25 protein-coding genes are annotated in these 25,910 nt (G+C 68.5%); 4 read left to right on the forward strand and 21 right to left on the reverse strand.

The genetic code is table 11. From position 1 onward, the window contains the following. Nucleotides 1-396 precede the first annotated feature (396 nt). From QMX80_RS06400 to QMX80_RS06485, 18 genes are all read right to left on the reverse strand, one after another. The gene (locus QMX80_RS06400) at nucleotides 397-2,004 is read right to left on the reverse strand and encodes a sulfite reductase flavoprotein subunit alpha (RefSeq protein ID WP_282275984.1); all 1,608 of its coding nucleotides are present in this window, start codon (nucleotides 2,002-2,004) and stop codon (nucleotides 397-399) included. Then, a complete protein-coding gene (locus QMX80_RS06405) occupies nucleotides 2,001-2,972 on the reverse strand; it encodes an FAD:protein FMN transferase (protein ID WP_282275986.1) in 972 nt (323 codons plus the stop codon). Before QMX80_RS06405 ends, QMX80_RS06400 begins: the two co-directional genes overlap by 4 nt. Nucleotides 2,973-3,134: 162 nt before the next feature. Next, complete coding sequence (locus QMX80_RS06410; protein ID WP_055771306.1) at nucleotides 3,135-3,989, reverse strand: DUF4198 domain-containing protein; 855 nt, start codon at nucleotides 3,987-3,989, stop codon at nucleotides 3,135-3,137. A 25-nt stretch (nucleotides 3,990-4,014) separates the two neighbouring features. After that, a complete protein-coding gene (locus QMX80_RS06415; protein WP_273082679.1) occupies nucleotides 4,015-4,533 on the reverse strand; it encodes a DUF2271 domain-containing protein in 519 nt (172 codons plus the stop codon). A gap of 26 nt (nucleotides 4,534-4,559) precedes the next feature. Next, nucleotides 4,560-5,204, reverse strand: coding sequence for a PepSY-associated TM helix domain-containing protein (locus QMX80_RS06420; protein ID WP_055771300.1), 645 nt, complete (start codon nucleotides 5,202-5,204; stop codon nucleotides 4,560-4,562). Between the two features lie 145 nt (nucleotides 5,205-5,349). After that, nucleotides 5,350-7,770 (reverse strand): TonB-dependent receptor, encoded by a 2,421-nt coding sequence (locus tag QMX80_RS06425; RefSeq protein ID WP_282275989.1) that lies wholly within the window; start codon nucleotides 7,768-7,770, stop codon nucleotides 5,350-5,352. Nucleotides 7,771-7,880: 110 nt separating this feature from the next. Next, entirely contained in the window at nucleotides 7,881-8,348 is a 468-nt protein-coding gene (locus QMX80_RS06430) for a hypothetical protein (protein WP_156358028.1), read from the reverse strand. A 93-nt stretch (nucleotides 8,349-8,441) separates the two neighbouring features. Further along, nucleotides 8,442-9,119, reverse strand: a complete 678-nt coding sequence (locus QMX80_RS06435; protein ID WP_282275991.1) for a Fe2+-dependent dioxygenase — start codon at nucleotides 9,117-9,119, stop codon at nucleotides 8,442-8,444. 8 nt (nucleotides 9,120-9,127) lie between these two features. Beyond that, complete coding sequence (locus QMX80_RS06440; RefSeq protein ID WP_055771288.1) at nucleotides 9,128-9,847, reverse strand: tetratricopeptide repeat protein; 720 nt, start codon at nucleotides 9,845-9,847, stop codon at nucleotides 9,128-9,130. 144 nt (nucleotides 9,848-9,991) lie between these two features. Further along, nucleotides 9,992-12,274 carry a TonB-dependent receptor gene (locus QMX80_RS06445; protein ID WP_282275993.1) on the reverse strand — a complete coding sequence of 761 codons (2,283 nt, stop codon included), beginning with the start codon at nucleotides 12,272-12,274 and terminating at the stop codon, nucleotides 9,992-9,994. 292 nt (nucleotides 12,275-12,566) lie between these two features. Then, the gene (locus QMX80_RS06450) at nucleotides 12,567-12,899 is read right to left on the reverse strand and encodes a non-heme iron oxygenase ferredoxin subunit (protein ID WP_282275995.1); all 333 of its coding nucleotides are present in this window, start codon (nucleotides 12,897-12,899) and stop codon (nucleotides 12,567-12,569) included. Further along, nucleotides 12,896-13,432, reverse strand: a complete 537-nt coding sequence (locus QMX80_RS06455; RefSeq protein WP_055771911.1) for a GNAT family N-acetyltransferase — start codon at nucleotides 13,430-13,432, stop codon at nucleotides 12,896-12,898. Before QMX80_RS06455 ends, QMX80_RS06450 begins: the two co-directional genes overlap by 4 nt. Before the next feature lie 225 nt (nucleotides 13,433-13,657). Next, on the reverse strand, nucleotides 13,658-14,914 hold the full coding sequence (locus QMX80_RS06460) for a cysteine desulfurase (protein ID WP_055771279.1): 1,257 nt from the start codon (nucleotides 14,912-14,914) through the stop codon (nucleotides 13,658-13,660). Then, complete coding sequence (gene sufD / locus QMX80_RS06465) at nucleotides 14,911-16,173, reverse strand: Fe-S cluster assembly protein SufD (protein ID WP_282275997.1); 1,263 nt, start codon at nucleotides 16,171-16,173, stop codon at nucleotides 14,911-14,913. The genes QMX80_RS06460 and sufD overlap by 4 nt, the downstream gene beginning before the upstream one ends. After that, nucleotides 16,173-16,937, reverse strand: a complete 765-nt coding sequence (sufC, locus tag QMX80_RS06470; RefSeq protein ID WP_282275998.1) for a Fe-S cluster assembly ATPase SufC — start codon at nucleotides 16,935-16,937, stop codon at nucleotides 16,173-16,175. The genes sufD and sufC overlap by 1 nt, the downstream gene beginning before the upstream one ends. Nucleotides 16,938-16,975: 38 nt before the next feature. Continuing rightward, entirely contained in the window at nucleotides 16,976-17,386 is a 411-nt protein-coding gene (locus QMX80_RS06475; protein WP_282275999.1) for a lysozyme inhibitor LprI family protein, read from the reverse strand. Further along, nucleotides 17,383-18,858: a Fe-S cluster assembly protein SufB gene (sufB, locus tag QMX80_RS06480; RefSeq protein ID WP_055771268.1), complete on the reverse strand. Its 1,476-nt coding sequence runs from the start codon at nucleotides 18,856-18,858 to the stop codon at nucleotides 17,383-17,385. Before sufB ends, QMX80_RS06475 begins: the two co-directional genes overlap by 4 nt. Before the next feature lie 17 nt (nucleotides 18,859-18,875). Further along, nucleotides 18,876-19,322, reverse strand: a complete 447-nt coding sequence (locus tag QMX80_RS06485) for an SUF system Fe-S cluster assembly regulator (protein ID WP_055771265.1) — start codon at nucleotides 19,320-19,322, stop codon at nucleotides 18,876-18,878. Between the two features lie 178 nt (nucleotides 19,323-19,500). On the opposite strand from QMX80_RS06485, the gene QMX80_RS06490 reads away from it, so the two are divergent. Further along, nucleotides 19,501-19,968 carry an SET domain-containing protein-lysine N-methyltransferase gene (locus tag QMX80_RS06490; protein WP_055771908.1) on the forward strand — a complete coding sequence of 156 codons (468 nt, stop codon included), beginning with the start codon at nucleotides 19,501-19,503 and terminating at the stop codon, nucleotides 19,966-19,968. Between the two features lie 552 nt (nucleotides 19,969-20,520). Here QMX80_RS06490 and QMX80_RS06495 read toward each other — a convergent pair. The 3 genes from QMX80_RS06495 to QMX80_RS06505 all read right to left on the reverse strand — a co-directional run bounded on the left by QMX80_RS06495 (nucleotide 20,521) and on the right by QMX80_RS06505 (nucleotide 22,436). Further along, on the reverse strand, nucleotides 20,521-21,108 hold the full coding sequence (locus QMX80_RS06495; protein WP_282276004.1) for a DUF1439 domain-containing protein: 588 nt from the start codon (nucleotides 21,106-21,108) through the stop codon (nucleotides 20,521-20,523). A gap of 90 nt (nucleotides 21,109-21,198) precedes the next feature. Next, nucleotides 21,199-21,504, reverse strand: a complete 306-nt coding sequence (locus tag QMX80_RS06500; RefSeq protein WP_055771905.1) for a DUF3861 family protein — start codon at nucleotides 21,502-21,504, stop codon at nucleotides 21,199-21,201. A 533-nt stretch (nucleotides 21,505-22,037) separates the two neighbouring features. Next, nucleotides 22,038-22,436 carry an HU family DNA-binding protein gene (locus tag QMX80_RS06505; RefSeq protein WP_055771902.1) on the reverse strand — a complete coding sequence of 133 codons (399 nt, stop codon included), beginning with the start codon at nucleotides 22,434-22,436 and terminating at the stop codon, nucleotides 22,038-22,040. A 332-nt stretch (nucleotides 22,437-22,768) separates the two neighbouring features. Between QMX80_RS06505 and QMX80_RS06510 the strand changes: the two genes are divergently transcribed. The 3 genes from QMX80_RS06510 (at nucleotide 22,769) to QMX80_RS06520 (ending at nucleotide 25,828) form a co-directional block, all read left to right on the forward strand. Next, nucleotides 22,769-23,203, forward strand: coding sequence for an OsmC family protein (locus tag QMX80_RS06510; protein WP_055771259.1), 435 nt, complete (start codon nucleotides 22,769-22,771; stop codon nucleotides 23,201-23,203). 106 nt (nucleotides 23,204-23,309) lie between these two features. Continuing rightward, nucleotides 23,310-24,011, forward strand: a complete 702-nt coding sequence (locus QMX80_RS06515; RefSeq protein WP_282276005.1) for a glycine zipper 2TM domain-containing protein — start codon at nucleotides 23,310-23,312, stop codon at nucleotides 24,009-24,011. 125 nt (nucleotides 24,012-24,136) lie between these two features. Continuing rightward, nucleotides 24,137-25,828 (forward strand): amidohydrolase, encoded by a 1,692-nt coding sequence (locus tag QMX80_RS06520; RefSeq protein WP_282276006.1) that lies wholly within the window; start codon nucleotides 24,137-24,139, stop codon nucleotides 25,826-25,828. The last annotated feature ends 82 nt before the right edge of the window (nucleotides 25,829-25,910 follow it).

The following is a 25,910-nucleotide window of genomic DNA, read 5'->3' on the forward strand; positions in this document are numbered from 1 at the left end:
CTGCCCGGCGCTATGGAACCTCGTGCCGTTGTAGAGCGGGGCACCGCCCCGCTGAGGCCTTCCAGACCAAGCCCCGCCGGGCGCTGCCCGGCGCTACAGCACCCCGCGCCGTCGTAGAGCGGGGCACCGCCCCGCTGGGGCCTTCCCGGGGCAAGCCCCGCCGGGCGTTGCCCGGCGCTACGGAACCCCGCGCCGTTGTAGAGCGGGGCACCGCCCCGCAGGGGCCTTCCCGGGCAAGCCCCGCCGGGCGTTGCCCGGCGCTACGGAACCCCGTGCCGTTGTAGAGCGGGGCACCGCCCCGCTGGGGCCTTCCCGACAGAGCCACACCAGACGTCGCCACGATAACGCGGCGCCTGCGGCTGCCCTTGCGCGTTCCTCGTTGATTCGTTCCTGGCCTCAATACACGTCGCGCCGGTAGCGCCGCTGCATCACCAGTTGTTCCTTGCGCTCCTCGCCAAGCGCCTGCGCGATCGCCGCGTCCACCGCCGGGGCCATGCCCTGCAGGCTGCCGCAGACCAGTACGGCGGCGCCGTCGTCGACCCACTGGCGCAGCAGGTCGGCCTGCGCGGCCAAGGCGTCCTGCACATAACGGTGTGCGCCGCCGTCGCGGCTGAAAACGGCATCCAGACGTTCGATCCAGCCTTCGTGCCGCCACTGTTCGAGTTCGTCGCCGAAGTGGAAATCGTGGATATGGTTGCGCTCGCCGAACAGCAGCCAGTTGCGGCGCGCGCCGGCATCGATGCGCGCGCGCAGGTGCGCGCGCAGGCCGGCGATGCCGGTGCCGTTGCCGATCAGCACCAGCGGCGCATCGTCCGCCGGCGGATGGAAGTTGGCATTCGCGCGCAGGCGCAGGTCGATGCGCCCGCCGATGGCGGCGTCGTCGCACAGCCAGCCGCTGGCCAGGCCCGGTGTTCCGTCCGGATGCGCCTGCCGGCGCAGCAGCAGGTGCAGGCTGCCTTCCGATGGCAGCGAGGCGATGGAGTATTCGCGGTGCGGCAAGGCCTGCAGCGCGGCGGCGATGGCGTCGGGGGCGCTGGAATCGAGGGTGTCTGGCAGCTTGGAGGCGGCCAGGACCTCGCGCAATGCGCGGCCATCGGCCAGCGTCGTCCGCACGTCGAGATCATGCGTGCGCATCCAGTGTTCGACGGCGCCGGCGGCATGCCGCGGGCCGACTTCGGCGATGTCGCCGGCCTGCCACGCGGGCAGGTCGCCATCGGCCGGTTGCAGGCGCAGGTGGAATACCGGGCCGCCGACGCTGCCGGGATTCAGCTGCTGGCGTGCGCGCAGCAACCATGGCTGGTACTCCGGTGCGCTCCAGTCGGCCTGGACGCTGCCGTCGCCGAACTGGCCGAGCAGCTGCTGCCAATGGCGCAGGGCGGCGGGGTCGGCGTTGTCCACTTCCACGGTATCGAACAGGGGCCGGGCGCCGTGCTGGCGCAGCCAGTCGTCCAGCCGATGGCCGAACGCGCAATAGTGCTCGTAGCTGCGGTCGCCCAGCGCCAGCACCGCGTAGTGCAGGTCCGGCAGCGGCGGCGCCTGCCGCATCACCTGGCCGAGGAAGGCCAGCGCGTGGTCGGGCGGGTCGCCTTCGCCGGTGGTGCTGGCGACGAACAGCGCCTTGCGCGTGCCGCCCAGCAAGGCCGCATCGACCTGGTCGAGCGCGCGCAGGCGTACCCGGCAGCCGCCATCGCGCAGGCTCTGCGCGGTGTGCTCGGCCAGTTGCCGGGCGAAGCCGGTCTGGCTGGCCCAGACCACCAGCAGCGGCGGCTCGCCGGCCTCGGTTGAATCGTCCTGGCGCGGACGCGCATGCCACCACAGCGCCGCGCACCCGGCCGCATAGGCGAGCAGGGCGGCCAGCGCGATCCAGCGCCGGGCCGGAAGCGGTGCGGCCAGCCACCAGTTCTCGCCCAGGTGCAGGCGCAGCAGCAGGCCGGCGATCGCCAGCAGCAGGGCGATGACCGCGGCATTGCCGGCGATGATGCGCGCGGAGGCGGAGCGGCTCATGCGTTGCCTGCGTCCAGGTGCCGCCGGAAGCCCTGCGACAGGGTTTCGACCGGGCCATCGGCGCCACGCTGGAGGAAGCGCGCGGCCAGGCCATGGGCGTCGGCGAAGGCGAGCCCTTCATCCGCGCCCATCACCGTCAATGCGGTGGCCCAGGCGTCGGCCAGCATCGCTTCGCGATGGATCACGGTGACCGCCGCGGATGCGGCCGTCACCGGCGCATGCCGGCGCGGGTCCAGGGTATGGCTGTAGCTCACGCCGTCCTGTTCGTAGCGGTGCCAGCGGTCGCCGGAGGTGGCCACCGCCAGGTCGTCGAGCGCCAGCACGCGCGGCGGATGCCCGGCGCCGGCGTCTTCCTCCGGCGCCGATTCGACCAGCACGCGCCACGGTTGGCCGTCGGGCTTGCGGCCGCGGCCGTGCAGTTCGCCGCCGACCTCGACCAGCGCCGCGTCGATGCCCTGTCCGCGCAGCCAGTCGCTGACCAGGTCGACGCCATAACCCTTGGCGATGGCCGACAGATCCAGTTGCAGCCCGCCGGGCTGCAGCGCGGCCTGCGCCTGCGGGTCCAGCTGCAGCCGCTGCCACCCACACTGCGCGGCGACCTCGGCAAGCCGTGCGGCATCGGGCGCACGCCGTTGTCCGGCATCGGCACCGAAACCCCACAGCGCCACCAACGGGCCGACAGTGGGATCGAAAGCGCCGCCACTGCGTTCGGCCACGGCCTGCGCGGCCAGCAGCACGCGCCAGAACTCGCCGGGCAGCGTCTGCCAGCTGCCGGCGGCGGCGCGGTTGTAGCGGCTGATGTCCGACCCCGGCTCCCAGGTGCTCATCTGCGCGACCACGCGGTCGAGCTGCGCCTGGATGCCCGCATGCAGCGGGTGCAGGTCGCGACCGCGTGGCGCCACCAGCTTCACGCTCCAGGTGGTGCCCATGGTGTGGCCGCCGAGGGCGGCGATGTCGGGAGAAGACATGGAGCCAGAATCGAGTGAAGAGAAGGTAGTGGGGAGGGGATGCGGACAGGCGTGCCTGTCCGTCCTCCCGACAAGCGCAGGCATGGAGCGGGAGGAGGGGAGCGGGTCGTCGCCGGTGTTGCGGCTCTTCTCGCCCCTCACTCCTCTTCACTCATTCCTGCGTCACTGCGGCAGCACTTCCAGCGTGGCGACGTAGCTCAGCCGGCGCTGCTTGGCCTGCGGCGCGCTGGTCTTGGCGTCGGTGGTCGAGGTCTCCAGCCAGTACATGCCCGCTTCCGGCCAGGTCACCTTGAAGCTGCCGTCGGCGCCGGTGGTCACCTTGATCTCGTCCTGCGCGTTGCGATAGCGGGTGGCGCCGCGCACGATCTCCACTTCCAGCCCGCTGGCGGGCTTGCCGTCGACTACCAGCTTGAAGGTGGCTTCCTCGCCGGCGAACAGATCGTTGGGGTGGGTGACCGGCACCAGCTCCAGGCCCTTGCCGATCGCGGCGACGCTGCTCGGCTTGCCCTTGGTGACGAAGGTCTCCACCCGGCCGATGCCCTCGGTGACCATCAGGTTCTGCGCGTTCTTCGGGATCTTGGTGGCCAGGTCTTCAGGCGTGGCGTTGCGCAGGAAGCCGCCGCGCGGGCCGCCCATGCCGCCGGCCGCCGGCTTGTCCTTGGCCGCGGCCAGGCTTTCCGGGGTGTCCCAGCGTGCGGACATACCGCTGTTGAGATTGGCGATGCGGTAGGTGCCTTCCTGCTCCAGCTGCACGTCGAATACGCTGCGGTACTTGCCGGTGGCCGGGTTCTGCGGCTGCAGGGTGCCGCCGTCCGGCGTGGCGATGGTGACGTTGTCCAGGCGCATGGCCACGTGGTCGGGGTAGTACAGCTGGTTGGATACCGCCGCGTCCACCGTCACCCACACGTCGTTGCCGGCGACCACGGTGGACGAGGGCAGCAGCCACTGCTTGTGGGCCAGGGCGGAGAACGGAAGCGTGGCGGCGATCAGCGCGGCGAGCAGGGTGGTGCGTTTCATGGCGTGTTTCTCCTTGTTCGGAACGTCAGGGCTTGATGGCGAGGGTGACCAGGCCGAGCTCGCTCTGGCCCTGGGCGGTGCCGTTACCGGCCTTGCCCTTCCACTCGAAGGGAATCTTCAGCAGTTCGCGGCCGCCGACTTCGCGCACCGCCTCCACCACCAGCGTGTACTGGCCGGCGGGCAGGCCGCGCAGCTGCGGCTGGCTGTCGCTGAAGCCCAGCGCATGCTTGCCGGCCGGGCGGGTGGGGCCGGTCACGCCATCCACCGGCACCTGCAGGGTACGGCCGCTCTTGCGCCACCACTGGCGCAGGTCCGGCAGCCACTTGGTGCCGTGGCCTTCGGCATTGGCCGTCTGCTGGTACCACACCGACAGATTGGCGGCGGACTTCTGCCCGGCGTCCTCGATCCACACCGCCACGTAGGGGCGGTGGTATTCGGCCACGTTGAGCTTGGGGATCTCGACGTTGATGTCCAGGCTGGCGGCATAGGCCGCCGGGGTGGCGGCGAGCAGCCCGCTCAAGGCGATGGTCAGGGTGACGCGCATGGTGCGACTCCGTAGGGGAAGCGTGTTCAGTGGATGAGGAGCAGGGCGATCAGCAGCGGGATCAGCAGGCCCAGGCCGACCAGCGGCCAGGTCATGCGCCGCTGCCGCGCATGCAGGTGCAGCAGGAACAGGCCGGTGATGCAGAACACCAGGCAGGCCACCGCGAACAGGTCGATGAACCAGCCCCAGCCGGCGCCGGCGTTGCGGCCCTTGTGCAGGTCGTTGAAATACGACACCCAGCCGCGGCGGGTCTGTTCGAATTCCACCGCGCCGGTTTCGCGGTCGATGCTCAGCCAGGCGTCGCTGCCGGGGCCGGGCATGGACAGGTAGACCTCTTCCGGGGACCACTCGGCCGCGCGTCGGCCGATGGCCACCTCCAGCTCGCGCGACAACCAGTCGGCGACCTTGGCCGGGAGCGGGGCGTTGCCGTCTTCATGCGGAGCCAGCGCCTGCAGCAGCGGTGCCGGCAGCTCCAGGTGAAGGTTGGTGACCTGCGGCTTGGCCTCGATCTTCGCGGCGTGGTTGAGGGTGATGCCGGTGGCGGCGAACAGCAGCATGCCGACCAGGCAGACCGCCGAGCTTATCCAGTGCCACTGGTGCAGCGTGCGCAGCCAGAAACCGCGGCTGGCCTGCTGCTGGACGAGATCGGTGGGAGAGCGTTCTGGGGACACGTGCGCGATGCGGCAGAAAGAGGTGGAATTAGAACATTGATGAGAATGATTCGCAATTTGTATCGCTTCATTCGCTGCCTGCCGGGCAGGAGGAGACCCGTTCCCGGAGAGGAGGAACGGGTCTTCCTCCACCACGGCGGACGGATCAGAAGCGCATGTTCAGGCTCAGCCAGACACTGCGCGCCTTGTCCTTGTTGTTGTAGTCGTCCTCGAACAGCACTTCGTTGGTCACGTCGCCGTAGATGCCGTTGCCGTTGAGGTCGTTGAACGAGGCCTGGTAGGTGGTGAAGTCGCGGTCGAGCAGGTTGTTGATGCGCGCGTTGATCGTCAGCCAGCGGGTGGCCTCGAACGACGCGCCCAGGTGCAGCACCGTGTAGTCCCTGTAGTACAGCTCGTTGCCGGTGACGGCGCTGACGCCGCGGTAGCGTCTGGAACGCGCCTCGGTGGTGAGGAACAGGCCGAAGCGGTCGTTGGCCTGCCAGTCGAGGGTGGCATTGGCCATGTGCCGCGCGCTGTTGCCCAGCGGCAGGCCCTTCTCGGCGCCGCTTTTCTGCTCGCTGTCGGTGAAGGTGTAGTTGGCGCGGAAGCCGAAGGCATCGCTGATCTTCCAGCGCCCGGACAGCTCGGCGCCGCGGATCACCACTTCGTCGATGTTCACCGTGCGGCTGCTGCTCGAATAACCCAGCTCGGCGTACTCGCCGCTGCTGGTGCAGCTCAGCGCCAGGCCGGCGCCGCAGGGCTGGCTGTCGATCTTGTCGTCGAACCGGTTGTGGAACAGCGTGGCGTTGAAATTGTGGCCCTGCGGATGCTGCCAGTAGACCGCCAGCTCGGTGCTGGTACTGGTTTCCGGCTTCAGGTCCGGATTGCCGAAGAACGGCGAGGTGCCCTGGCCGCCGAAACCGGTGACGCCGTCGTACAGGTCGGTGGTCTTGGGCGTCTTGAAGCCGGTGCTGACGCCGCCCTTGACCGTCCACTGCCCGTTGAGGGCATAGACGCCGTACAGGCGCGGGCTCAGGTGGTCGCCGAACACCGCGTGGTCGTCGTAGCGCAGGCCGGCGGTGAGGGTCAACGGCGCGCTCACCTTCCAGTTGTCCTCGACGAACAGCGAGTACATGTCGTGCTCCTGCTTCAGGCCCGGCGTGCCTTTCTCGGTACCGAACACGCCATCGGTCAACTCGCCGCGGATGACCTGGGTGCCCACCACCAGGGTGTGCTCGCCGGCGGTCTGGAACGGGATGTCGAGCTTGGCGTCCAGGGTGTACTGCGCGCTCTCCAGCGTGCGCTTGGGGCGCGGCAGGAAGGTGGACTCGGCCAGCGCACGGCGCTCGGCCAGGCCCATGCCGGCGTACTGGCCGGTGCCGTCGATCATCGCCAGCAGCTGCTCGCGCTCGGCCACGGTGAACGGCAGGGTGCGGCCATCGTTGTTGGTGGCCACGTGCGCCAGCGAGACGAAGCTGTTGCCGAAATCCCACTGGCCTTCGTGGGTCAGCGCCCAGGCGTCGCGGGTGAATTCCTGCGACGGGCTGTAGCCGACGCGCGGATCGGCGCGGCGCGCCCAGCTGCCGCCGTTCGCACGGCAGGCATTGGCGATGGCGCCGGCCGCGCCGAGGCAGAAGTTGGAGGCGCGCCAGACGCTGTTGATGTTGTCCACGGTGCCGACGGGGTATTCCTCGACCCCGCTGTCGTTGAGCTTGATCCTGTTGTCGTATTCCTGCCGCGAAGCGTCGTAGTCCAGGGACACGGTCTGGTTGTCGGTGGGCATCCAGGTCAGGGTGATGCCGCCGGCCTTGTTGGTGTTGTCCACGGTCTTGCCGCCGCTGCCGAAGCCCAGCGGGCGGGTGTGCAGGCCGCCGGCGGGATCGGTGACCGGCGCGTAGGTCGGGTTGGACGCCTTGCGGTCGTACCAGCTGCCGCGCGCGCTGAGATTGAGCACGCCGGGCAGCAGCGGGCCGGTGAGGAAAAAGTCCATGGTGCTGTCGTCGCCGAACTCGTCGCTGGTCTCGACGGTACGGGCGACGCTGGCCGAGCCGTGCCAGCCGTCGAGGGTGCGCTTGGTGATGATGTTGATCACCCCGCCCATGGCATCGGCACCGTACAGCGTGGACATCGGGCCGCGGATCACCTCGATGCGCTCGATCGCATCCAGCGGCGGGATGTGGTTGAACTGGTTGCCGCCGAAGTTGTTGGGATAGATGTCGCCGTGGTTGTTCTGGCGCCTGCCGTTGACCAGGATCAGGGTGTAGTCCGAGCCCATGCCGCGCATGGAGATGGTGCCCTGGCCGGTCTTGTCGCGGGTTTCACCCACGTCCACGCCTTCAAGGTCGCGTACCGCGTCCAGCAGGGTCATGTAGGGACGCCTGGCCAGTTCCTCGCGGGTGATGACCGAAATGCTGGCCGGCGCGTCGGTGATCTTCTGCTCGAAGCCCGAGGCGGTGACCACCACGGTATCCAGCGTGGCCGGTTGGCCGGCTGGTACGCCGGAGGCGTGGGCCGACATGGCGGTCAGCACGGCGATGGCGAGGGAAGTGCGTGCGGCGGGCACGCGGAAACGATGGCGCAGAGCCATGGGATGACCTCGAAAACGAAAGGGAAAAGGCGTGACTGGCCGTGGCGCATGCGGGCGCCATGACGGGAATGGACAGAAGTGGATCCGCGCCGCGCTACCGCGGCGGACGATCAGGCCAGAGGAGGCGCCTGGCTGCGTTGCAGGCGCCAGCGCACCGGCGTGGCATCCGGTGGCGTCGGTGCGGCGACCGGTACGGTGGAGCGCAGGGCGACTGCCTGATCGCCCGCGGATGCCGACGGGCGCGGCGGGGCGGGACGACTCCAGGCGGCGCGGGGCGCCTGCAGCGTGGCTGCGCGGCGGAGTTTGGCCGGATTTTCCCGTTCGGCGGATTCGCCGGTCGGTCCTTCCTCGCCGCTGACGGGCGCATGGACGGCCAGTCCGGCCGCTGCCGTCGACAGGGTCGCGCTCGGCCAGCCGGGCATCAGCATCGAGAACATCGCCAGCAGTACCAGCAAAGGCGCACGCAGGCCGGCGCGCGGGAGCGCTACGGCTGGCAGGCGATATGGCTGGAGCAGATGGCGCACTTGAATCCCCGTTGGCGCAAGGCACCGGCCGGATGGGCCGGTGGTGTCGCTCAATTGTAGTTGGGATTCGTTACCTGGTGCAAATAAGAATTCATTGCATTTGAGTCCGGCTTGACGCAGGTCAGGCCGGGCGCAGGGGAGCCATGCTCAGACCTCGGCCCACTGCCGCAGCAGGTTGTGGTACACGCCGGTCAGCTGCAGCACCGCGTTGGCATCGGCATTGCCGCGGCGCAGGGTTTCGATGGAGGTATCCATCTCGAACAGCATCCGCCGCCGCGCGTCGTCGCGGATCATGCTCTGCACCCAGAAGAACGAGGCCAGCCGTGCGCCGCGGGTCACCGGGGTGACCTGGTGCAGGCTGCTGGAGGGATACAGGATCAGGTCGCCGGCCGGCAGTTTCACTTCGTGCTCGCCGTAGGTGTCGCTGATGACCAGTTCGCCGCCCTCATACTCGTCCGGGGCGTTGAGGAACAGCGTGCACGACACGTCCGAGCGCAGCTGCTCGCCCTGGGACAGGTTCATCACCGCGCCATCGACATGGAAGCCGTAGGTGCCGCCCCCGGCGTAGCGGTTGAAGCGCGGCGGCAGGTACTTCAGCGGCAGCGCGGCGCTGAAGAACAGCGGGTTCTTGGCCAGCGCGACGAGAAGGGTCTCGCCCAGCTCGCGCCGCAGCGGCGACTCCTCGGGCAACTGCTCGTTGCGCTTGGCCTGCGCGCCGAGGTGGCCGACGGTTTCGCGTCCGTCGGTCCACTGCGCGGCGTCGAGCCTGGCGCGGAATCCGGCGACCTGCCCGGGGGTGAGTACGTTGGGAATGTGCAGCAGCATGGAAGGCCTCAGCTTGCGAGGTGGGTGACCAGCCCGCGCACCCGCGGATGCGGCGACGCGGCCAGTTCCGGGACGATATGGGTCATGAACGCAGGGCTGCCGTGCGCGAGCGCGAGCCGCAGCCAATGCAGGGCTTCGTCGATGCGGCCATCCTGCAGAAGGATGGAGGCGTAATTGGCCTGCCCGCGGAAGTCGCCGGCTTCGGCCGAGCGCCGGTACCAGTCCAGCGCGGCCTGCGGATCGCGCCCGGTTTCCAGTCCGTCTTCCAGGTGGCGCGCCAGCAGGTTCATCGACTTGGCATGGCCCATATGCGCGGCCTGGGTATACAGCGCGAGCGCCCGCGGCCGGTCCTGTGGCACGCCACGGCCGGTGGCGAGCAGGTTGGCATGGTTGTACATGCCCCAGTCCAGCCCGGCCTCGGCGGCATTGCGGTACCAGACGGCGGCCAGCGTGGCGTCGGGTGCGCAGCCCTGGCCCAGCTCATGGCAGCGGCCGAGCATGTTCATCGCCAGCGCGCTGCCGTTGTTGGCGGCGGTCTCGTACCAGAGCAGTGCGGCGTGTTCATCACGCGCCACGCCCTTGCCTTCGATATAGAGCTGGGCCAGCAGCAGCTGTGCATCCAGCTGGCCTGCCAGTGCCGCCTCGCGGATCTGCGCGAAGGTGGCTTGGGGATCGCTGAGCAGTTGCCGCGCCAGCGCGGTGGCATCGCTTGGAAGGGGAGTGGACATGGTCGTGCCTGTGACCTGGTTTGAATCGGCAGGGTCAGCCGATGGTTGCCATTGCGGGTGAACTGGGTCGCCTGCCGTGGCCGCCAGCGGAAACGCAGAACGGCGGCAGGCTTGCGCCTGCCGCCGTTGCTGCTCATGCCTGCATCAGAACTTGACGTTCAGTGCCAGCGTGGCGGCGCGGCCCGGTGCGATCGCTGCGTAGTGCGAGGCATAGGCCTTGGTGAAGTAGGTCTTGTCGGTGAGGTTCTGCACGTTCAGCTGCAGGCTGATGTTGTCCTGGATGGCGTAGCTGGCCATTGCATCCCAACGGGTGTAGGCCGGGATCCACTTGGTGTTGGCCACGTCGCCGTACTGCTTGTCGACATAGCTGGCGCCACCGCCGATGGTCAGGCCGAACGGCAGCATGTAGGTGGTCCACAGCGTGGCGGCGTGCTTGGGGGTGTTCGGGAACATGTTGCCGTTGTTCGGCGAGACGATCCACACGCCCGGAGCCGGGCAACCGGTACGGCTGGAAATGGAGCAGACAAAACCGTTGTCCTTCAGCTCCGAATCCATGTAGGTGTAGCCGCCGGCGACGTTCCAGCGGTCGGTGATCTGGCCATTGACGCCGATCTCGACGCCGGTGATCGCCTTCTTGCCGGCGTTCTGGGTGCTGCCGGTGTCGATCACGACACGCGCATTGCTCATCTCGGTATGGAAGATCGCGGCGGTCAGGTTCAAGCGCTTGTCGAACAGGTCCCACTTGGTGCCCAGTTCGTAGTTCCTGGTTTCCTGCGGCTTGAGGTTCTGGATGGCGGCGCTGATCGAGTCGTTGCCTTCACCGCTGTCCATGCCCGGCGGCGTCGAGGAGGTGCCGTAGGACAGGTAGATGCTGCCATTGGCGGTCGGCTTGAACACCACGCCGGCCTGGTAGTTGAGGAAGCCGTCGCTGTTGCGCAGCACGGTCGGAGCCTTGTTCAGGACCGGGGTGACCTGTTCGGTGTCGTAGTCGTCCCAGCGCAGGCCGAGGTTGACCAGCCACTTTTCGCTCAGCTCGATGGTGTCGAATGCATAGACCGACTTGGTCTTGGTGGTCTGCTCGACATCCAGCGCCTTGTTGGTGCGGGTCACCGGGTGGGTGGCCGACCACGGATCGTTCGGGTTCGGGTTGTAGAAGTCGGTGCAGTTGTAGCCGGTCGCAGCACCGGTGGTCTTGCACACCTGGTTGTTGCTGATCGGGTTGTTGGTGCCGCCGCCGCCGATCTCGTAGCCGCCCTTGCTGCTCTTTTCTTCGCTGTACTCGACGCCAGCGCTGTAGCTGTGCTTCAGGCCGCCGGTCTGGAACGCACCGGTCAGGCTCAGCTGGTCGGCGAAGGTCTTGGTATCGATGGCGCGGTTGTTGGTACGGCGCCACAAGGTGCCGTACTGCAGCGGGTTGTTCTTGCTGTCGTCCGGCTGGGTCCACAGGTAGTCGTTGCTGGTGTTGCCTAGGCGCGCGATGTTGCGCAGCTTGTGGCCGCCGAGGTCGTAGCTGGCGTCGATGGTGCTGATGTCGGCGCGGGTACGCTGGAAGTCGCGGTCCTTCAGCCCATAGTAGTTGTTGCGGTTGGGCACCAGCGGCTTGCCGGTGGTGGTGCCGGTGGCCGGGTTGCCGTACGGGAAGCCGCCTGCATCGGGCAGGTCGTCGGTTTCCAGGTGGTAGTGGCTGGCGATCAGCTGCAGCGGGCCGTTCAGGCCGAAGGCGATGGACGGCGCGATGCCCCAGCGGCTGACATTGGCGGCATCACGGCCGGCGATGTCCGACTCGTGCTTGAGCAGGTTCAGGCGTGCGGCGATGCCGTCGCCGAGCACGTAGTTGGCGTCCACGGTGCCGCGCGCATAGCTGTCGGTGCCCACGCCCATGCTGACGTTGGTTTCGTTCTTCAACTTCGGGGTCTTGCTGACCAGGTTGATGCTGCCGCCGCCGGAATCACGGCCGCCGTAGGCCGAGCTCGGGCCCTTGACCACTTCCAGCTGTTCCAGGTCGAACACTTCGCGGGTCTGGGTGCCGACGTCGCGCAGGCCGTCGACGAACATGTTGCTCTGGCCATCGAAGCCGCGCAGGAACGGACGGTCACCGGTGGAGTTGCCGCCTTCGCCGGCACCGAAGGTGATGCCCGGCACCATGCGCAGCGCATCGACCAGATTGGTCGCGCCGATTTCCTGGATGGTCTTCTCGGTGACCACGGACACCGACTTCGGCGTATCCAGCAGTTCGGCGGTGAACTTGGGCGAGGACGGCGCGAACCAGCTGCCGCGGACCTGCACCTTGTCCAGGTCGGTGGCCGGCGCGTCGCCGCTGTCGGCGTCCGCGGCCTGGGCCGACAGGGAGGAGAAGCCGGCGGCGAGGGTGGCCGTGGCCAGCAGGGTGGCGCGCGGTGCGTACTTGCGGGACGTGATGTGGTTCATGGGCGGTCGGGAAAGGAAGGGAAAGATCCCTTTGCAAAGAGCAGGGGAAGTGGATGCCGTCCGGATCGCCCAGCGGCGCCCGGGAATGGGCGCCGCTGGTGGAGGCAGATGCGCATCCTAACGATAATCGTTATCAATAACAACGAGATTATTGGATGGGTGGCAGCCTGAGCCGGTCATGCAGCCCCGTATCGGGGCAGCGGCAAGGATCAAAAAGGCGGGTCCGCCTGCGAATGCGCTCCGGCAGGCCCCGCGGCACGGGCAGCCGCGCCGCGGCCGTGCGGGGCGGTCCTCAGTCGCGGTCGTCGCGGGCCCAGATCCCGCCGTCCTCGCGCTTGACCGGGAATTTCGGCACCGGGGTATAGGCCGGTGCACACAGGGCGCGGCCATCGCGGATGTCGAAACGGGCGCCGTGCAGGATGCACTCAACGCTGCCCTCGGCCGGGTCGAGGTTGCCCGAGGACAGCTCGAACTCCTCGTGCGTGCACTGGTCCTCCAGTGCGTACAGTTCGCCGTCCAGGTTGAACACGACGATGGGCGCGCCGGTGACTTCGTCGAAAGCGGTCTTCATTTCCCCCGGCAGCAGTTCGCCGCTGGCGCAGACATAGGTCCAGGTCGCACTCATGCGGCCGGCTCCAGGCGCTTTTCCAGGACTTCGAAGCGCAGGTCGTCACGCCTGGGGATACCGAAGCGCTCGTCGCCGTAGGGGAACGGCTTCTTGATGCCGGTCCGGGCGTAGCCGCGTCGCTCGTAGAAGGCGATCAGCTCGTCGCGGCAGTCGATCACCGTCATCTGCATGGTCGGCAGCCGCCACTGCCCGGCCACGTGGCGCTCGGCCTGCTGCATGACCTGTTTGCCGACGCCGCCGCCCTGCGCCTTCGGACTGACCGCGAACATGCCGAAGTAGCCATGGCCGTCCTCGTCGGCGATGTGGCAGCAGGCCAGCATCTGCCCGGCCTGCTCGGCGATCAGGATCAGGCTGCGCGGCCGGCCGATGTCGGCGAGGATGCCTTCGGCATCCACCCGCTGGCCATCGAGGATGTCGGCCTCGGTGGTCCAGCCCACGCGCGAGGTGTCGCCCCGGTAGGCGGAGGTGACCAGTTCGATCAGGGCCGGAACGTCGTCCGGTGTGGCGGTGCGGAAAATGAGGGCGTCCATGCCGGACATTGTAGAGCGGGGCAACGCCCCGCTGGAGCGCTCCCGGCAATGCCTCGCCGGGCGATGCCCGGCGCTACGGGGCTTTCCTGTTCCGTCCCGTGTAGAGCGGGGCAATGCCCCGCTGGGGCACTCCCCACCCGGCCTTGCCGGGCCATGCCAGGCGCTGCAGAGCCTCCCTCTCCACTCCCTGTGGAGCGGGGGGGGGCACGCTGCGCCATGGGGCGCTCACCCCAACAGCGTGCGTACCTTCTTCAATGCAGCCATGAAGGCTTCGATCTCTTCATGGGTGTTGTAGAAGGCGAGCGAGGCGCGGCAGGTGGCGGCGACGCCGTAGTACTGCAGCAGCGGGTGCGCGCAGTGCTGGCCGGAGCGTACCGCCACGCCCTGCAGGTCGAGCAGGGTGGCCAGGTCATGCGCGTGCGCGCCTTCGACCAGGAAGGACACCACCGCGGCCTTGTGCGGGGCCGTGCCGAAGATGCGCACGCCGTCGATGCGCTGCAGCTCCTCGGTGAAGTGCGCCAGCAGTTCCTGCTCGCGGGCGGCGACGTGATTGCGCCCGAGCCCGTCCAGGTAGTCCGCCGCCACGCCCAGGCCGATGAAGCCGGCGATGTTCGGCGTGCCGGCCTCGAACTTGTGCGGGGCATCGTTGAACACGGTGCCGTCGAAGCTGACTTCCTTGATCATTTCGCCGCCGCCGAGGAACGGCGGCATTTCCTGCAGCAGTTCGCGGCGCGCCCACAGCGCGCCGGTGCCGGTGGGGCCGCACATCTTGTGGCCGGTGACCGCGTAGAAGTCGCAGCCGACGGCGGCGACGTCCAGCTCCAGGTGCGGCGCGGCCTGCGAGCCGTCGATGACGGTGACGATGCCGCGCCTGCGCGCCTCGCGGCAGATCTCGCGTACCGGATTGACCGTGCCCAGCACGTTGGAGACATGCGCCAGCGCCAGCAGCTTCACCTCCGGCGTCATGGCCGCATGCAGCGCGTCCATGTCCAGTGTGCCGTCGGGCGCGATTTCGGCCACGCGGATGCTCGCGCCGGTGCGCTGCGCCACCAGCTGCCAGGGCACGATGTTGGCGTGGTGCTCCATGCGCGAAACCAGGATCACGTCGCCGGCCTTGAGCCGCGGCAGCGCCCACGAATAGGCGACCAGGTTGATCGCGAAGGTGGTGCCGCTGCACAGGACCAGCTCGTCGGCGCGCACGTTGAGGAAGCGCGCCAGCTTGCCGCGCGCGCCCTCGTAGGCCTCGGTGGCCTCGCTGCCCAGGGCATGGACGGCGCGGCTGACGTTGGCGTTGTAGCGGCGGTAGAACTCGTCCACCGCGCCGATCACCGACAGCGGCTTCTGCGCGGTGTTGGCATTGTCGAAGTACACCAGCGGCTTGCCGTTGACTTCGCGCATGAGCAGCGGGAAATCGGCGCGTACGCGCTCCCAGTCCGGGGCGGCGGGCGAGGACGGGATCGGGCGCGGGGAGGAAAGGTTCATGCCACGCCTGCCTGCTGCAGCGCCTGGTCCAGGTGGCGGACCAGCTTTTCGGTCAGGATGCCCTCCACCGCGGCCAACGGTTCGTGGCAGAACGCGGCGCTGAGCATGGCGCGCGCCTGGTCGGCCGGCACGCCGCGCGAGCGCAGGTAGAACAGCGCATTGGCATCGAGCTGGCCGACCGTGGCGCCATGCGCGGCCTTGACCTCGTCGGCATCGATCACCAGCGTCGGCTGGGTATCGATCTCGGCATCGGCCGACAACAGCAGGTTCTTGTTCGACAGGTTGGCATCGGTGCCGTCGGCACCTTCGCGGATGTTGATGCCACCATGGAACACCACGCGGCTGCGGTTGGCCGCAACGCCACGCCAGAGCAGCTCGGCGCTGGTGTCCTTGGCGATGTGCTCGATGCCCAGGCGGGTATCGATATGGCGGCGGCCGGTGCCCAGCAGCACGCCATTGGCGGTCAGTTTGGCGTTGTCGCCTTCCAGGCGCACGTTCAGTTCATGGCGGCTCAGTGCGGCACCCAACTCCAGGTCGATGCGACGGTACTCGGCATCGCGGGCCAGCACCGCGTCGGTGCGCAGCAGCGAGGTGGCGCGCGCGCCGTCGGCCTGCACGCGGGCGTGCGAGAGCCGTGCGTCCTGGGCCAGGTGGACGTGCACCAGGGTGTTGTCCAGGTGCGCGCTGTCGCCGGTCCACAGGTGATGCTCGACCAGGCCGAACACGGCGCCGCGGCGCAGCTCGATCAGGTGGCGGTGGTGCCAGGCCCGGTCGGCGGAATCGGCGGCGCTGACGAAGACCAGGTGCAGCGGCGTCTCGCTGTGGGCGCCTTCGGCCACCTGTACCAGCACGCCTTCATCGGCAAGTGCGGCATTGAGCTGGGCGAACACTTCATCGGCGCGCTCGAAGCGGCGATCGAGGAAGCGCAGGGCTTCGGGCTCTTCGGCCTGCACCGCAGCCAGGGTGCGCACCTGCACACCCGCAGCCAGCGCCGACAGATCGCTCAGCGCAGCGCTGTGGCGGCCATTGACGAAGACCAGTCGCGGCGCCGGGATGTGGGCCAGCAGGGCGGCATCGATGTCCGCGGCCTGCGGCGGCGCTGCGGCGAACGTGCGACGTTCGAGCTGGCGCAGCGAGGTGTACTTCCAGGCCTCGCTGCGCGCAGCGGGCAGGCCGGTCTGCAGCGCGGCATCAAGCAGCGTGCGGCGGGCATCGCTGCCGCTGAAGCCGGCGGCCAGTGAATCCAGGAGCGCGCTCATTACTTGGCGGCCTCGCGGACCACGCGGTCCTTCAGGAAATCGTAGCCGTGGGCTTCCAGCTCCAGCGCCAGTTCCGGGCCGCCGGTCTTGACGATGCGGCCGTCGGCCAGCACGTGCACCACGTCCGGCTTGATGTAGTCGAGCAGGCGCTGGTAGTGGGTGATGACCAGGAACGAACGTTCAGGCGAACGCAGCGCGTTGACGCCGTCGGCCACGTTCTTGAGCGCGTCGATGTCCAGGCCCGAGTCGGTCTCGTCGAGGATCGCCAGCTTCGGCTCCAGCACGGCCAGCTGGAAGATCTCGTTGCGCTTCTTCTCGCCGCCGGAAAAGCCTTCGTTGACGCCGCGGTGCAGCAGTTCGTCCTTCAGGTGCAGTACCGCCAGCTTCTGGCGGACCAGCTTGAGGAACTGCATCGAGTCCAGCTCCGGCTCGCCGCGCGTCTTGCGCTGGGCGTTGAGCGCGGCGCGCAGGAAGTAGGTGTTGTTCACGCCCGGGATCTCCACCGGGTACTGGAAGGCCAGGAACAGGCCGGCGGCGGCGCGCGCTTCCGGCTCCAGGTCCAGCAGGTCATCGCCCTCGAACCGCACGCTGCCCTCGGTGACTTCATAGCCGTCGCGCCCGGAAAGCACGTTGCCAAGCGTGGACTTGCCGGCGCCGTTCGGCCCCATGATGGCGTGCACTTCGCCGGGCTTCACGTCCAGCGAAAGGCCTTTCAGGATTTCCTTGCCGGCGATGCTGGCGTGGAGGTTTTCGATCTTCAGCATGAGGGTACGGTCTTCGATTTGAATGGGGGGCGGGGCGATCAGAGTTCGCCTTCGGCGCGATCAAGGAAAGTGGCGCGCAGCCAGTGGGTGCGCTGCCGGGTCAGCTCGGCCTTGTCGGCCGAATACAGCGCCGGGTACATCGAGCCGTACAGGACGCGCGGGTTCTCGTCCTTGCCGACCGGGTATCGCGCGTCGATGTCGGCATCACGCAGCTGGACCCACAGGCGCTGGGCACCGCGCAGCTTTTCGATGGCGACCGGCTGGCCCTGCAGCTTCTGCATCACCTGCCGGTACACGGCGTTGAGCTCCGTATCGGCCTTCCCGGCCTCGCGCGCCGCGCATTCGTTGATGTCCAGCTGGCTGCGGGCGTCGTCGCAGGCCTTGCCCAATGGCGAGGCGGGGGCCGCGAACGGCAGCAGCGCGAGCAGCAGAAGGGGCAGGCGGCTCATCCGACCGAGCCTTCCAGCGACACTTCCAGCAGCTTCTTGGCTTCCACCGCGAACTCCATCGGCAGCTCCTTGAACACCTGCTTGCAGAAGCCGTCGACGATCATCGACACCGCGTTCTCCTGGTCGATGCCGCGCGAGCGGCAATAGAACATCTGGTCGTCGGAGATCTTGGAGGTGGTGGCTTCGTGTTCGACGGTGGCGCTGGGGTTCTTCACCTCGATGTAGGGGAAGGTGTGGGCGCCGCACTTCTTGCCGATCAGCAGCGAGTCGCACTGGGTGTAGTTGCGCGCGCCGTCGGCGCCGGCGGCAACCTTGACCAGGCCGCGATAGGTGTTCTGGCCGCGGCCGGCGCTGATGCCCTTGGAGACGATCTTGCTCTTGGTGCGCTTGCCGACGTGGATCATCTTGGTGCCGGTATCGGCCTGCTGGCGGTGGTGGGTGAGCGCCACCGAGTGGAACTCGCCCACCGAATCGTCGCCCAGCAGCACGCAGGACGGGTACTTCCAGGTGATGGCCGAGCCGGTCTCCACCTGGGTCCAGGTGACCTTGCTGCGCGCGCCGCGGCATTCGGCGCGCTTGGTGACGAAGTTGTAGATGCCGCCGACGCCGTTCTCGTCGCCCGGGTACCAGTTCTGCACCGTGGAGTACTTGATTTCAGCGTCTTCCAGCGCGACCAGCTCGACCACCGCGGCGTGCAGCTGGTTCTCGTCGCGCATCGGCGCGGTGCAGCCTTCCAGGTAGGAGACGTGGCCCCGGTCCTCGCAGATGATCAGCGTGCGCTCGAACTGGCCGGTATTGTTGGCGTTGATCCGGAAGTAGGTGCTCAGTTCCATCGGGCAGCGCACGCCCTTGGGCACGAACACGAAGCTGCCGTCGGAGAACACCGCCGAGTTGAGCGCGGCGAAGTAGTTGTCGCCCACCGGCACCACCGAACCCAGGTACTGGCGGACCAGGTCGGGGTATTCGCGGATGGCCTCGGAGATCGAGCAGAAGATCACGCCCTTGTCGGCCAGTTCCTTGCGGAAGGTGGTGCCGACCGAAACCGAGTCGAACACGGCGTCGACCGCCACGCCGGCGAGCTTGGCGCGTTCGTGCAGCGGCACGCCGAGCTTGTCGTAGGTGTCCAGCAGTTCCTTGGGCACTTCGTCCAGCGACTTGTACTTCGGGCCCTTGGGCGCGGAGTAGTAGCTCAGCGCCTGCAGGTCGATCGGGCCGATCTGCAGCTTGGCCCAGTCCGGCTGGCGCATGGTCAGGAAGTGGCGGTAGGCGTCCAGGCGCCACTGCGTCATCCACTCCGGCTCTTCCTTCTTGGCCGAAAGCGCGCGGATGACGTCTTCGTCCAGGCCGGGCGCGAACGAATCGGACTCGATGTCGGTGACGAAGCCGGCCTCGTACTTGCGGCCCAGCTGTTCGTGGATCTCGCGGTTGGGGGTGTCGGCAGTGCCGACGTTTTCGATGGTCTCGGTGGCCATGAGGCTGCCTACGGAATTCAGGAAACGATGCTGACGTCGATGCGTCGACGGTCGGCAAGTGGGAGGGGGTGCAGCATCTGCGCCAGGGTCACGCCGCGCAGGGCGTCGGCGACCACGTCGTTGATCAGCCGCCAGTTGGAGCGCACGCCGCACTGGCTGGCGATGCCGCACTGGCTCTGGCCCTGGCTGCACTCGGTGATCGCCAGCGGGCCTTCCATCGCCTCGACGATCTCGATCAGGCTGATCTCGGTGGCGGGGCGGGTGAGGCGGTAACCGCCACGTACGCCGCGCAGGCCCTCGACCAGCCCGGCCTGCGCCAGCGGTTTGAGCAGTTTGCTGACGGTCGGCGGCTCCAGCCCGGCGGCCTCGGCCAGTTCGGTCGCGCTCAGCACCTCGTCCGGCCGTGTGGCGAGCACGGTCATGACGACGCTGGCGTAGTCGGTGAGCTTGGTGACGCGGAGCATGGGTGGGGCGTGGAAATCAATGTGGACCGAAATTGTACGCTTTTGTGCGCGGCGCCTCAAACCCGGCCTGTGGCGGGGCGTTGATGCAGGTCAAGCGGTCCGCATCGTTCGCCCGGGCTTGGGAAGCCCGCGCGACTGCGCGAGAATCCCCCTTCCTCATCGTTTCCCGGTCATGTACATGCCCAAGAAGATCCAGGCGCGCAAATCCACCATCCACGGCAATGGCGTGTTCGCGCTGGCGGCCATCGCCAAGGGCGAGCGCGTCATCGAGTACAAGGGCCTGCGCCGGACCCATGCCGAGGTGGACGCCGACGATGCGGGCGACGTGGAAAGCGGCCACACCTTCCTGTTCACGCTGAACGACGACTACGTCATCGATGCCAACCACAAGGGCAACGACGCGCGCTGGATCAACCACAGCTGCGACCCGAACTGCGAAGCGCTGATCGAGGAGGCCGAAGGCGACGACCGTACCGCCGACAAGGTGTTCATCGAGGCGATCCGCGCGATCAAGCCGGGCGAGGAACTGACCTACAACTACGGCATCACCCTGGCCGAGCGCCATACCCCGCGCCTGAAGAAGATCTGGGAGTGCCGTTGCGGTTCGCCCAAATGCACCGGCACCATGCTGCAGCCCAAGCGCTGAGCTTCTCTCCGGTGTCGTGCGTAGAGCGGGGCAACGCCCCTCTGGAGCTTCACCGGGAAAGCCCGCCGGGCGCTGCCCGGCGCTACAGAACCCTGTCCCGTGTAGAGCGGGGCAACGCCCCGCTGGAGCTTCACCGGGAAAGCCCTCCGGGCGCTGCCCGGCGCTACAGAACCCTGTCCCGTGTAGAGCGGGGCAACGCCCCGCTGGAGCTTCACCGGGAAAGCCCGCCGGGCGCTGCCCGGCGCTACAGAACCCTGTCCCGTGTAGAGCGGGGCAACGCCCCGCTGGAGCTTCACCGGGAAAGCCCTCCGGGCGCTGCCCGGCGCTACAGAACCCTGCCCGTGTAGAGCGGGGCAACGCCCCGCTGGAGCGTTCCCGGCAAAGGCCCCGCCGGGCGTTGCCCGGCGCTACAGCGCACCGCGGCGATCCGTCACCGCGTAGCGCGGGCAACGCTCCACGGGGGTTTGTCCGCTGGAGCCCCGCCGGCGCTGCGGACCATCCCGGCTTCTGAGGGAGTGACTCCCCGCCGCGAATGCCTTCCGGCCGGCTGGATCAGTTTCCCAGCAGCCCCTGCGGCACCAGCCGGCCGAGGTCCTGGTTGAAGTCCACCGCGATGCGGCCGTTCTCGATGCCCACCGACTTCACCTGCAGCGCGCCCATCACGTTGGCGATGGCCGGATCGATGCGGTAGATCGGCTCGCGGCGCGCATAGTCGGCCAGCCAGCTGTTGAGCAGGCCGCGGGTGCTGGAATCGAGCTCGGCACCGGCCATCGCCGGGCGGAAGGCGTCGACGGTTGGTTGTTCCAGGTGGAAGCCGCGCGTGGCCGCGTCGTAGCGCAGGCTGCTGCTGAGCTGCACGTTGCCCACCTGCGTCGGGGCACCGCCGGCGGCGGCCATGGCCAGGTCGAACTGCAGGTTCAGGCGGTTGCCGGCCGGCAGCGTCAGCCGCGGCTGGCTGACCGTCAGCGCGAGCAGCCCGCCGAGCGCCTTCTGCGAACGCGGAAAGCTGCCATCCAGGTAATGCTGCACGTCGGCTGCGTCGACCATGAGCTTGCGGCCGCTGACCTGCGGCGATGCATGGGCACTGGTGGCCATGGCCACGCAGGCGACGGCGGGCAGCAGCAGGGAGAGGAAGTTCATCGTATCGGCCTGGGAAGAGTGCGACGGAAGCAACGCACGATACCTGGAAGCGGTGAATGGCCGGTTAGCGGAACAGCATCGCCAGCGCGCCTACTGCGCTTCGCGCAGCGCCTGCAGTTTGGCGATCAGGCCGTCGAGCTCCGGCTGCAGCGCCGCCAGCGGGTGGTCGCCTTCGCGCGCTGCCGCGGCCAGCGTCTCCAGCAGGCCGGTGGCCACCACCACGCCGGCATCCTCGTTGCAGGACAGGCGCCGCTGCCGCTGTGCGCCTTCCAGTTCGCGCATCCAGTTGCGGGGACTGCGCTGTTCGAATTCGATGGTGCAACGGCCGCTGCACTGCAGGCCATCGGCTTCGATCGGCGTGACGGTGATGCGGTAACGGTGCTTGCTGCTGGACATGACGTGGGAGGTGGCTGTGGCTTGGTCGTCACCATAGGCCCGGCAGGCGGCCCGGGCGAGGCGCCGGCCCATGACGCTGTGTTCCAGTGCGAAGCGCCAGCGCATTACCCCCGTCATTCCTGGCGGCACCCCTGTGGGGCGTCGCGTCGCAATGCTGGAAACCGCTCCTGCGATTTCCCCGCTCGGGCGTTCCACGAGCTGCGGCGCAGACAGTGGGCTCCTTTTCGTGGATCTCTACGCCCGGGGGGCTTCGGCGTATGCCTCACCCCGGGGGGCGCTCCCGCGGATGCATTGCAGTGGCTGGAAAACGGATTGCAGCCATTCCGGCAACGGATTGTCGCAGCCCGGATGGTTGCGCCCTGGCCGGTGGACGAACTGCCCCTGGAAGAACGCCGCCTGCCGTGGAGGCCGCGCAGAAAGCCGTCGGGAGCGGTTTTGACAGGGCACATCGATGGTCCGCGGGAGCGCCATGGGCGGCGCAAAAAAAACGGGACGGCATGGCCGTCCCGTTCTTTCGTCCAAGGGCGTGCGGATCAGACCGCGGCGTCCTTGAGCTTCTTGAGCGGGCGCACCTTGATCTTGGTGGAGGCCGGCTTGGCGGCGAACCACTGCTCTTCCTTGGTGAACGGGTTGATGCCCTTGCGCTTCGGCTTGGCCGGCACGCTCACGGTGGAGATCTTCAACAGGCCCGGCAGGGTGAAGCTGCCTGCGCCCTTCTTGTTGACCGATGCGGCGACGGCGCCTTCCAGCGCGGCCAGGATGGAGCGGACATCCTTGGCGGCGACGCTGGTCGCCTCGGCCAGGTGCGCAACCAGACCCGACTTGGTCAGGGCTTCCTTGATCGGCTTGGGAGCGGCCGGCTTGGCGGCTGCCTTCGTAGCGACTTTCTTCGCTGCCTTCTTCGGGGCAGCCTTCTTAGCGGTCTTTGCCATGATTTCCTGTTCCGTGAACGGTTGGTTGTTGGTCATGCCGACCCCGTCGGCAAGCGAAATGTAGGGCATGCGCGGTGCATCGCCAATAGGGCGGAGCACAAAAACCCCATAAAAATTGCATCCAACCGCTTTCCAGCCGGGGCATGAGGCGGCGTCCGCGGCAAAACAGGCGGGAAAAGCAGGGGTCCGGTGCGTCCGTCGCGGATGCGCGGCATGGACGGCGGTGTCGTCGGGGAGCGGTCGCGGTGCGCGGTGCCGCTGCGGCGCACAAGGCGCTAACGAACGCTGCCATACGCTGGAGCGACCTTCCACGCATGCACAGGAGAGACGCCATGGGTATTTCACGCCACGCCACCGCGCACTGGGAGGGCGACCTCAAGAGCGGACAGGGGCGTCTGAGCACGCCGCAGAGCGGGCTGATGGAGAACACGCGCTACGCCTTTTCCAGCCGCTTCGGCGACGAGAAGGGAACCAACCCGGAAGAACTGATCGCCGCCGCGCATGCCGGCTGCTTCACCATGGCGCTGTCGGCGAAGCTGGCCGAGGCCGGTTTCCCACCACGCTCGCTCGACACCCGCGCCGATGTCGACCTGTCCATGGATGGCGGTCCGCAGCTGTCGCAGATCCGCCTGAAGGTGAAGGCAGTGGTGCCGGGCATGGACGAGGTGAAGTTCCGCGCGGTGGCCGACGATGCCAAGCAGAACTGCCCGGTATCGAAGGCGCTGAGCGCGGTGCCGATCAGCCTGGAGACCGAGTTCTCCGCCTGATCCCACGGCCGGGGCGGCGGCCGTGCCGCCCCGGCGTTCCGGTTCAGGGGCGTTTCACGCGCCGCGCCCGAGCATCCGTCCATTCCAACCCGCCGGTACGGCCGCCATGTCCCGATCATTGCCTCTTGCAGGTGTCCTGGTCTTCGGTTGCCTGCTGGCGTTTTCCGCCTCGGCGCAGCGCTACGACGACGGCCGCTATCGTCCGTCGCCGGCCAGCGGCGACTGGCGCCAGGACGATGACCGCTACTACGCGGGCGACAACGGCCCGGTCTACGACTACGCGCGCGTGGTGCGCGTGGACCCGATCATCGTCGATGGCGGCGACCGCCAGGGGCGCTGCTACGAGCGCAGCGATGGCGATTACGCATACGGGCCGGATGGCTACCGGCAGGAGCGTCGCGATACCCGCGATTACGGCGACGACCGATATGCAGGCGGTTACCGGCAGGGCAGCGATGGCGGTCGCCAGGTCGCGACGGTGATCGGCGGCCTGGCCGGCGCCATCATCGGCAGCCGCATCGGTGGCGGCGATGGGCGCTACCTGGGCACGGCGATCGGCACCGTCGCCGGCGGTGCCGCCGGGCGTGCGATCTACGACGCGAACACCGGTCCGGTCTACCGGCGTTCGGACGTACGCGTCTGCGAGCCCGGGCGCGGGGGTTACGGCCGTGATGGCTACGGTTACGAGAGCGAGCGCGTGGACGGCTACGACGTCACCTACGAGTACGGCGGCCGCGAATACCACACCCGTCGCGACTACCATCCGGGCGAACGCATCCGGGTGCGGGTGGACGTCAGCGCCGACTGATCCTGCGTGGTGCCCGGTGCCGTCGCCATGCGCCGGCATTGCGGTACATCGATTCCGCGGTTTCGTTGTCACGCCTGGCCGATGGCGGCATAGTCGCCGTTCCCGTTGGCCAGGAGTGTTCCCGCATGCGCCGTACCGCCGCCTGTCTCGCCGTCCTGCTTCCCTGCCTGCATCCGGCACCGGCCTCGGCCGAAGTGCGGGTGCTGCTCGCCGATACCATCCGCACGGGTGATCCACAGCAGCCCACCGCCAGCGCGCTGGCGTGGGACACGGACAACGGCCGCCTTCTCGCGGTGGGCGAACGCGCGGCGGTGCTGCAGCGTTATCCGCAGGCCGCGCGCATCGATGCGGGCAAGGTCGCCGTGGTGCCGGGCCTGATCGATGCGCATGCGCACCTGGTCGGCCTTGGCGACACGCTGGCGCAGGCCGACCTCACCGGCGCGCGCAGCCGCGCCGAAGTGGTGGAGCGGTTGAAGGCTTTCGAGAAGACGCTGGCGCCGGGCGAATGGCTGCTCGGCGCGGGCTGGGACCAGAACCGCTGGGACAACACCGCCTTCCCGACGGCGGCCGATCTGGACGCGGCGTTTCCCGAGCGGCCGGTGTACCTGGAGCGCATCGACGGCCATGCCGGGTGGGTGAACGGCGCCGCGCTGCGGATCGCGGAGAAGGCGGGCAAGCCGCTGTCCGGCGACTGGCAGCCCGAGGGCGGGCGCATCCTGCGCGACGCCGCCGGCAAGCCGACCGGCGTGCTGGTGGACGGTGCGGCGTCGCTGGTGGGCGCGCATATCCCGGCGCCGGACGAGGCCGTGCGCGAGAAGCGCCTGCAGGCCGCGGTGCAGCTGGCGCTCAGCAACGGGCTCACCGGCGTTCACGACATGGGCGTTTCGCGCGGCGACCTGGCGGTGATGAAGCGGCTGGCCGACCAGGGCAAGCTGCCGCTGCGCATCGATGCCTACGCCGACGGCAACCACGGCGCGCTCGACGATCTGTGCGCCAGCGGCCTGTACACCCATCCGGGCGGGCGCCTGCAGATGCATGGCGTGAAGCTGTTCATGGACGGCGCGCTGGGCAGCCGCGGCGCGGCCCTGCTTGCCGACTACAGCGATGATCCGCACAACCGCGGCCTGCTGATGACCTCGCCGGAGGATTTCGAAGTGGCCGTGCGCAAGGCCGATGGCTGCAAGGTGCAGGTCGCCACGCATGCGATCGGCGACCGCGGCAACCGCATCGTGCTCGACACCTACGACAAGGTCCTGGGCGCGCACAAGGGCAACGACCACCGCTGGCGCGTGGAGCATGCGCAGGTGGTGACGCTGGAGGACATCCCGCGTTTCGCCCGGTTGGGCGTGATCGCCTCGATGCAGCCCACCCATGCCACCTCGGACATGGGCTGGGCCGAGCAGCGCGTGGGGCCGGAGCGGATCAAGGGCGCCTATGCCTGGCAGCGGTTCCTGCACAGTGGCGCGCACCTTGCGCTGGGATCCGACTTTCCGGTCGAGCAGGTCGACCCGCGCCTGGGTCTGTACGCGGCGGTGACCCGGCAGGACCGCGATGGCCGGCCGCCGGGCGGCTGGCAGCCGGAGCAGCGCCTGAGCGCGGCCGAGGCCCTGCGCGGCTTCACCAGCGACGCCGCATATGCCGGGCACGACGAGGCCCAGGTCGGCCGCCTGCGCAGCGGCATGCGCGCGGACTTCGTGATCTTCGACCGCGATCCGCTCGACGAGAACGCTGGCCGCCTGGACGAACTGAAGGTGCTGTCCACCTGGGTCGACGGCGAACCGGTCTACAAGGCCGCAGCGCCAGCCGACAAGGGCTGACCTTCCCGGCGCCGCGGAGGCCATCGCCCCGCGGCGCTGAAACCATGCTGCAACCTTGGCTGCCCATGCTCTGCGCGCTTCA

Origin of the sequence: Stenotrophomonas sp. PS02297 (assembly GCF_029959705.1) — a bacterium.
Lineage (GTDB): Bacteria > Pseudomonadota > Gammaproteobacteria > Xanthomonadales > Xanthomonadaceae > Stenotrophomonas > Stenotrophomonas nitritireducens.

What these genes read in the sequence shown, in the direction of transcription:
- QMX80_RS06400 (WP_282275984.1), bottom strand. Translation starts at nt 2,004, where the DNA reads ATGAGCCGCTCCGCCTCCGCGCGCATCATCGCCGGCAATGCCGCGGTC.
- QMX80_RS06405 (WP_282275986.1), bottom strand. Translation starts at nt 2,972, where the DNA reads ATGTCTTCTCCCGACATCGCCGCCCTCGGCGGCCACACCATGGGCACC.
- QMX80_RS06410 (WP_055771306.1), bottom strand. Translation starts at nt 3,989, where the DNA reads ATGAAACGCACCACCCTGCTCGCCGCGCTGATCGCCGCCACGCTTCCG.
- QMX80_RS06415 (WP_273082679.1), bottom strand. Translation starts at nt 4,533, where the DNA reads ATGCGCGTCACCCTGACCATCGCCTTGAGCGGGCTGCTCGCCGCCACC.
- QMX80_RS06425 (WP_282275989.1), bottom strand. Translation starts at nt 7,770, where the DNA reads ATGGCTCTGCGCCATCGTTTCCGCGTGCCCGCCGCACGCACTTCCCTC.
- QMX80_RS06435 (WP_282275991.1), bottom strand. Translation starts at nt 9,119, where the DNA reads ATGCTGCTGCACATTCCCAACGTACTCACCCCCGGGCAGGTCGCCGGA.
- QMX80_RS06440 (WP_055771288.1), bottom strand. Translation starts at nt 9,847, where the DNA reads ATGTCCACTCCCCTTCCAAGCGATGCCACCGCGCTGGCGCGGCAACTG.
- QMX80_RS06445 (WP_282275993.1), bottom strand. Translation starts at nt 12,274, where the DNA reads ATGAACCACATCACGTCCCGCAAGTACGCACCGCGCGCCACCCTGCTG.
- QMX80_RS06450 (WP_282275995.1), bottom strand. Translation starts at nt 12,899, where the DNA reads ATGAGTGCGACCTGGACCTATGTCTGCGCCAGCGGCGAACTGCTGCCG.
- QMX80_RS06455 (WP_055771911.1), bottom strand. Translation starts at nt 13,432, where the DNA reads ATGGACGCCCTCATTTTCCGCACCGCCACACCGGACGACGTTCCGGCC.
- QMX80_RS06460 (WP_055771279.1), bottom strand. Translation starts at nt 14,914, where the DNA reads ATGAACCTTTCCTCCCCGCGCCCGATCCCGTCCTCGCCCGCCGCCCCG.
- sufD (WP_282275997.1), bottom strand. Translation starts at nt 16,173, where the DNA reads ATGAGCGCGCTCCTGGATTCACTGGCCGCCGGCTTCAGCGGCAGCGAT.
- sufC (WP_282275998.1), bottom strand. Translation starts at nt 16,937, where the DNA reads ATGCTGAAGATCGAAAACCTCCACGCCAGCATCGCCGGCAAGGAAATC.
- QMX80_RS06475 (WP_282275999.1), bottom strand. Translation starts at nt 17,386, where the DNA reads ATGAGCCGCCTGCCCCTTCTGCTGCTCGCGCTGCTGCCGTTCGCGGCC.
- sufB (WP_055771268.1), bottom strand. Translation starts at nt 18,858, where the DNA reads ATGGCCACCGAGACCATCGAAAACGTCGGCACTGCCGACACCCCCAAC.
- QMX80_RS06485 (WP_055771265.1), bottom strand. Translation starts at nt 19,322, where the DNA reads ATGCTCCGCGTCACCAAGCTCACCGACTACGCCAGCGTCGTCATGACC.
- QMX80_RS06490 (WP_055771908.1), top strand. Translation starts at nt 19,501, where the DNA reads ATGCCCAAGAAGATCCAGGCGCGCAAATCCACCATCCACGGCAATGGC.
- QMX80_RS06495 (WP_282276004.1), bottom strand. Translation starts at nt 21,108, where the DNA reads ATGAACTTCCTCTCCCTGCTGCTGCCCGCCGTCGCCTGCGTGGCCATG.
- QMX80_RS06500 (WP_055771905.1), bottom strand. Translation starts at nt 21,504, where the DNA reads ATGTCCAGCAGCAAGCACCGTTACCGCATCACCGTCACGCCGATCGAA.
- QMX80_RS06505 (WP_055771902.1), bottom strand. Translation starts at nt 22,436, where the DNA reads ATGGCAAAGACCGCTAAGAAGGCTGCCCCGAAGAAGGCAGCGAAGAAA.
- QMX80_RS06510 (WP_055771259.1), top strand. Translation starts at nt 22,769, where the DNA reads ATGGGTATTTCACGCCACGCCACCGCGCACTGGGAGGGCGACCTCAAG.
- QMX80_RS06515 (WP_282276005.1), top strand. Translation starts at nt 23,310, where the DNA reads ATGTCCCGATCATTGCCTCTTGCAGGTGTCCTGGTCTTCGGTTGCCTG.
- QMX80_RS06520 (WP_282276006.1), top strand. Translation starts at nt 24,137, where the DNA reads ATGCGCCGTACCGCCGCCTGTCTCGCCGTCCTGCTTCCCTGCCTGCAT.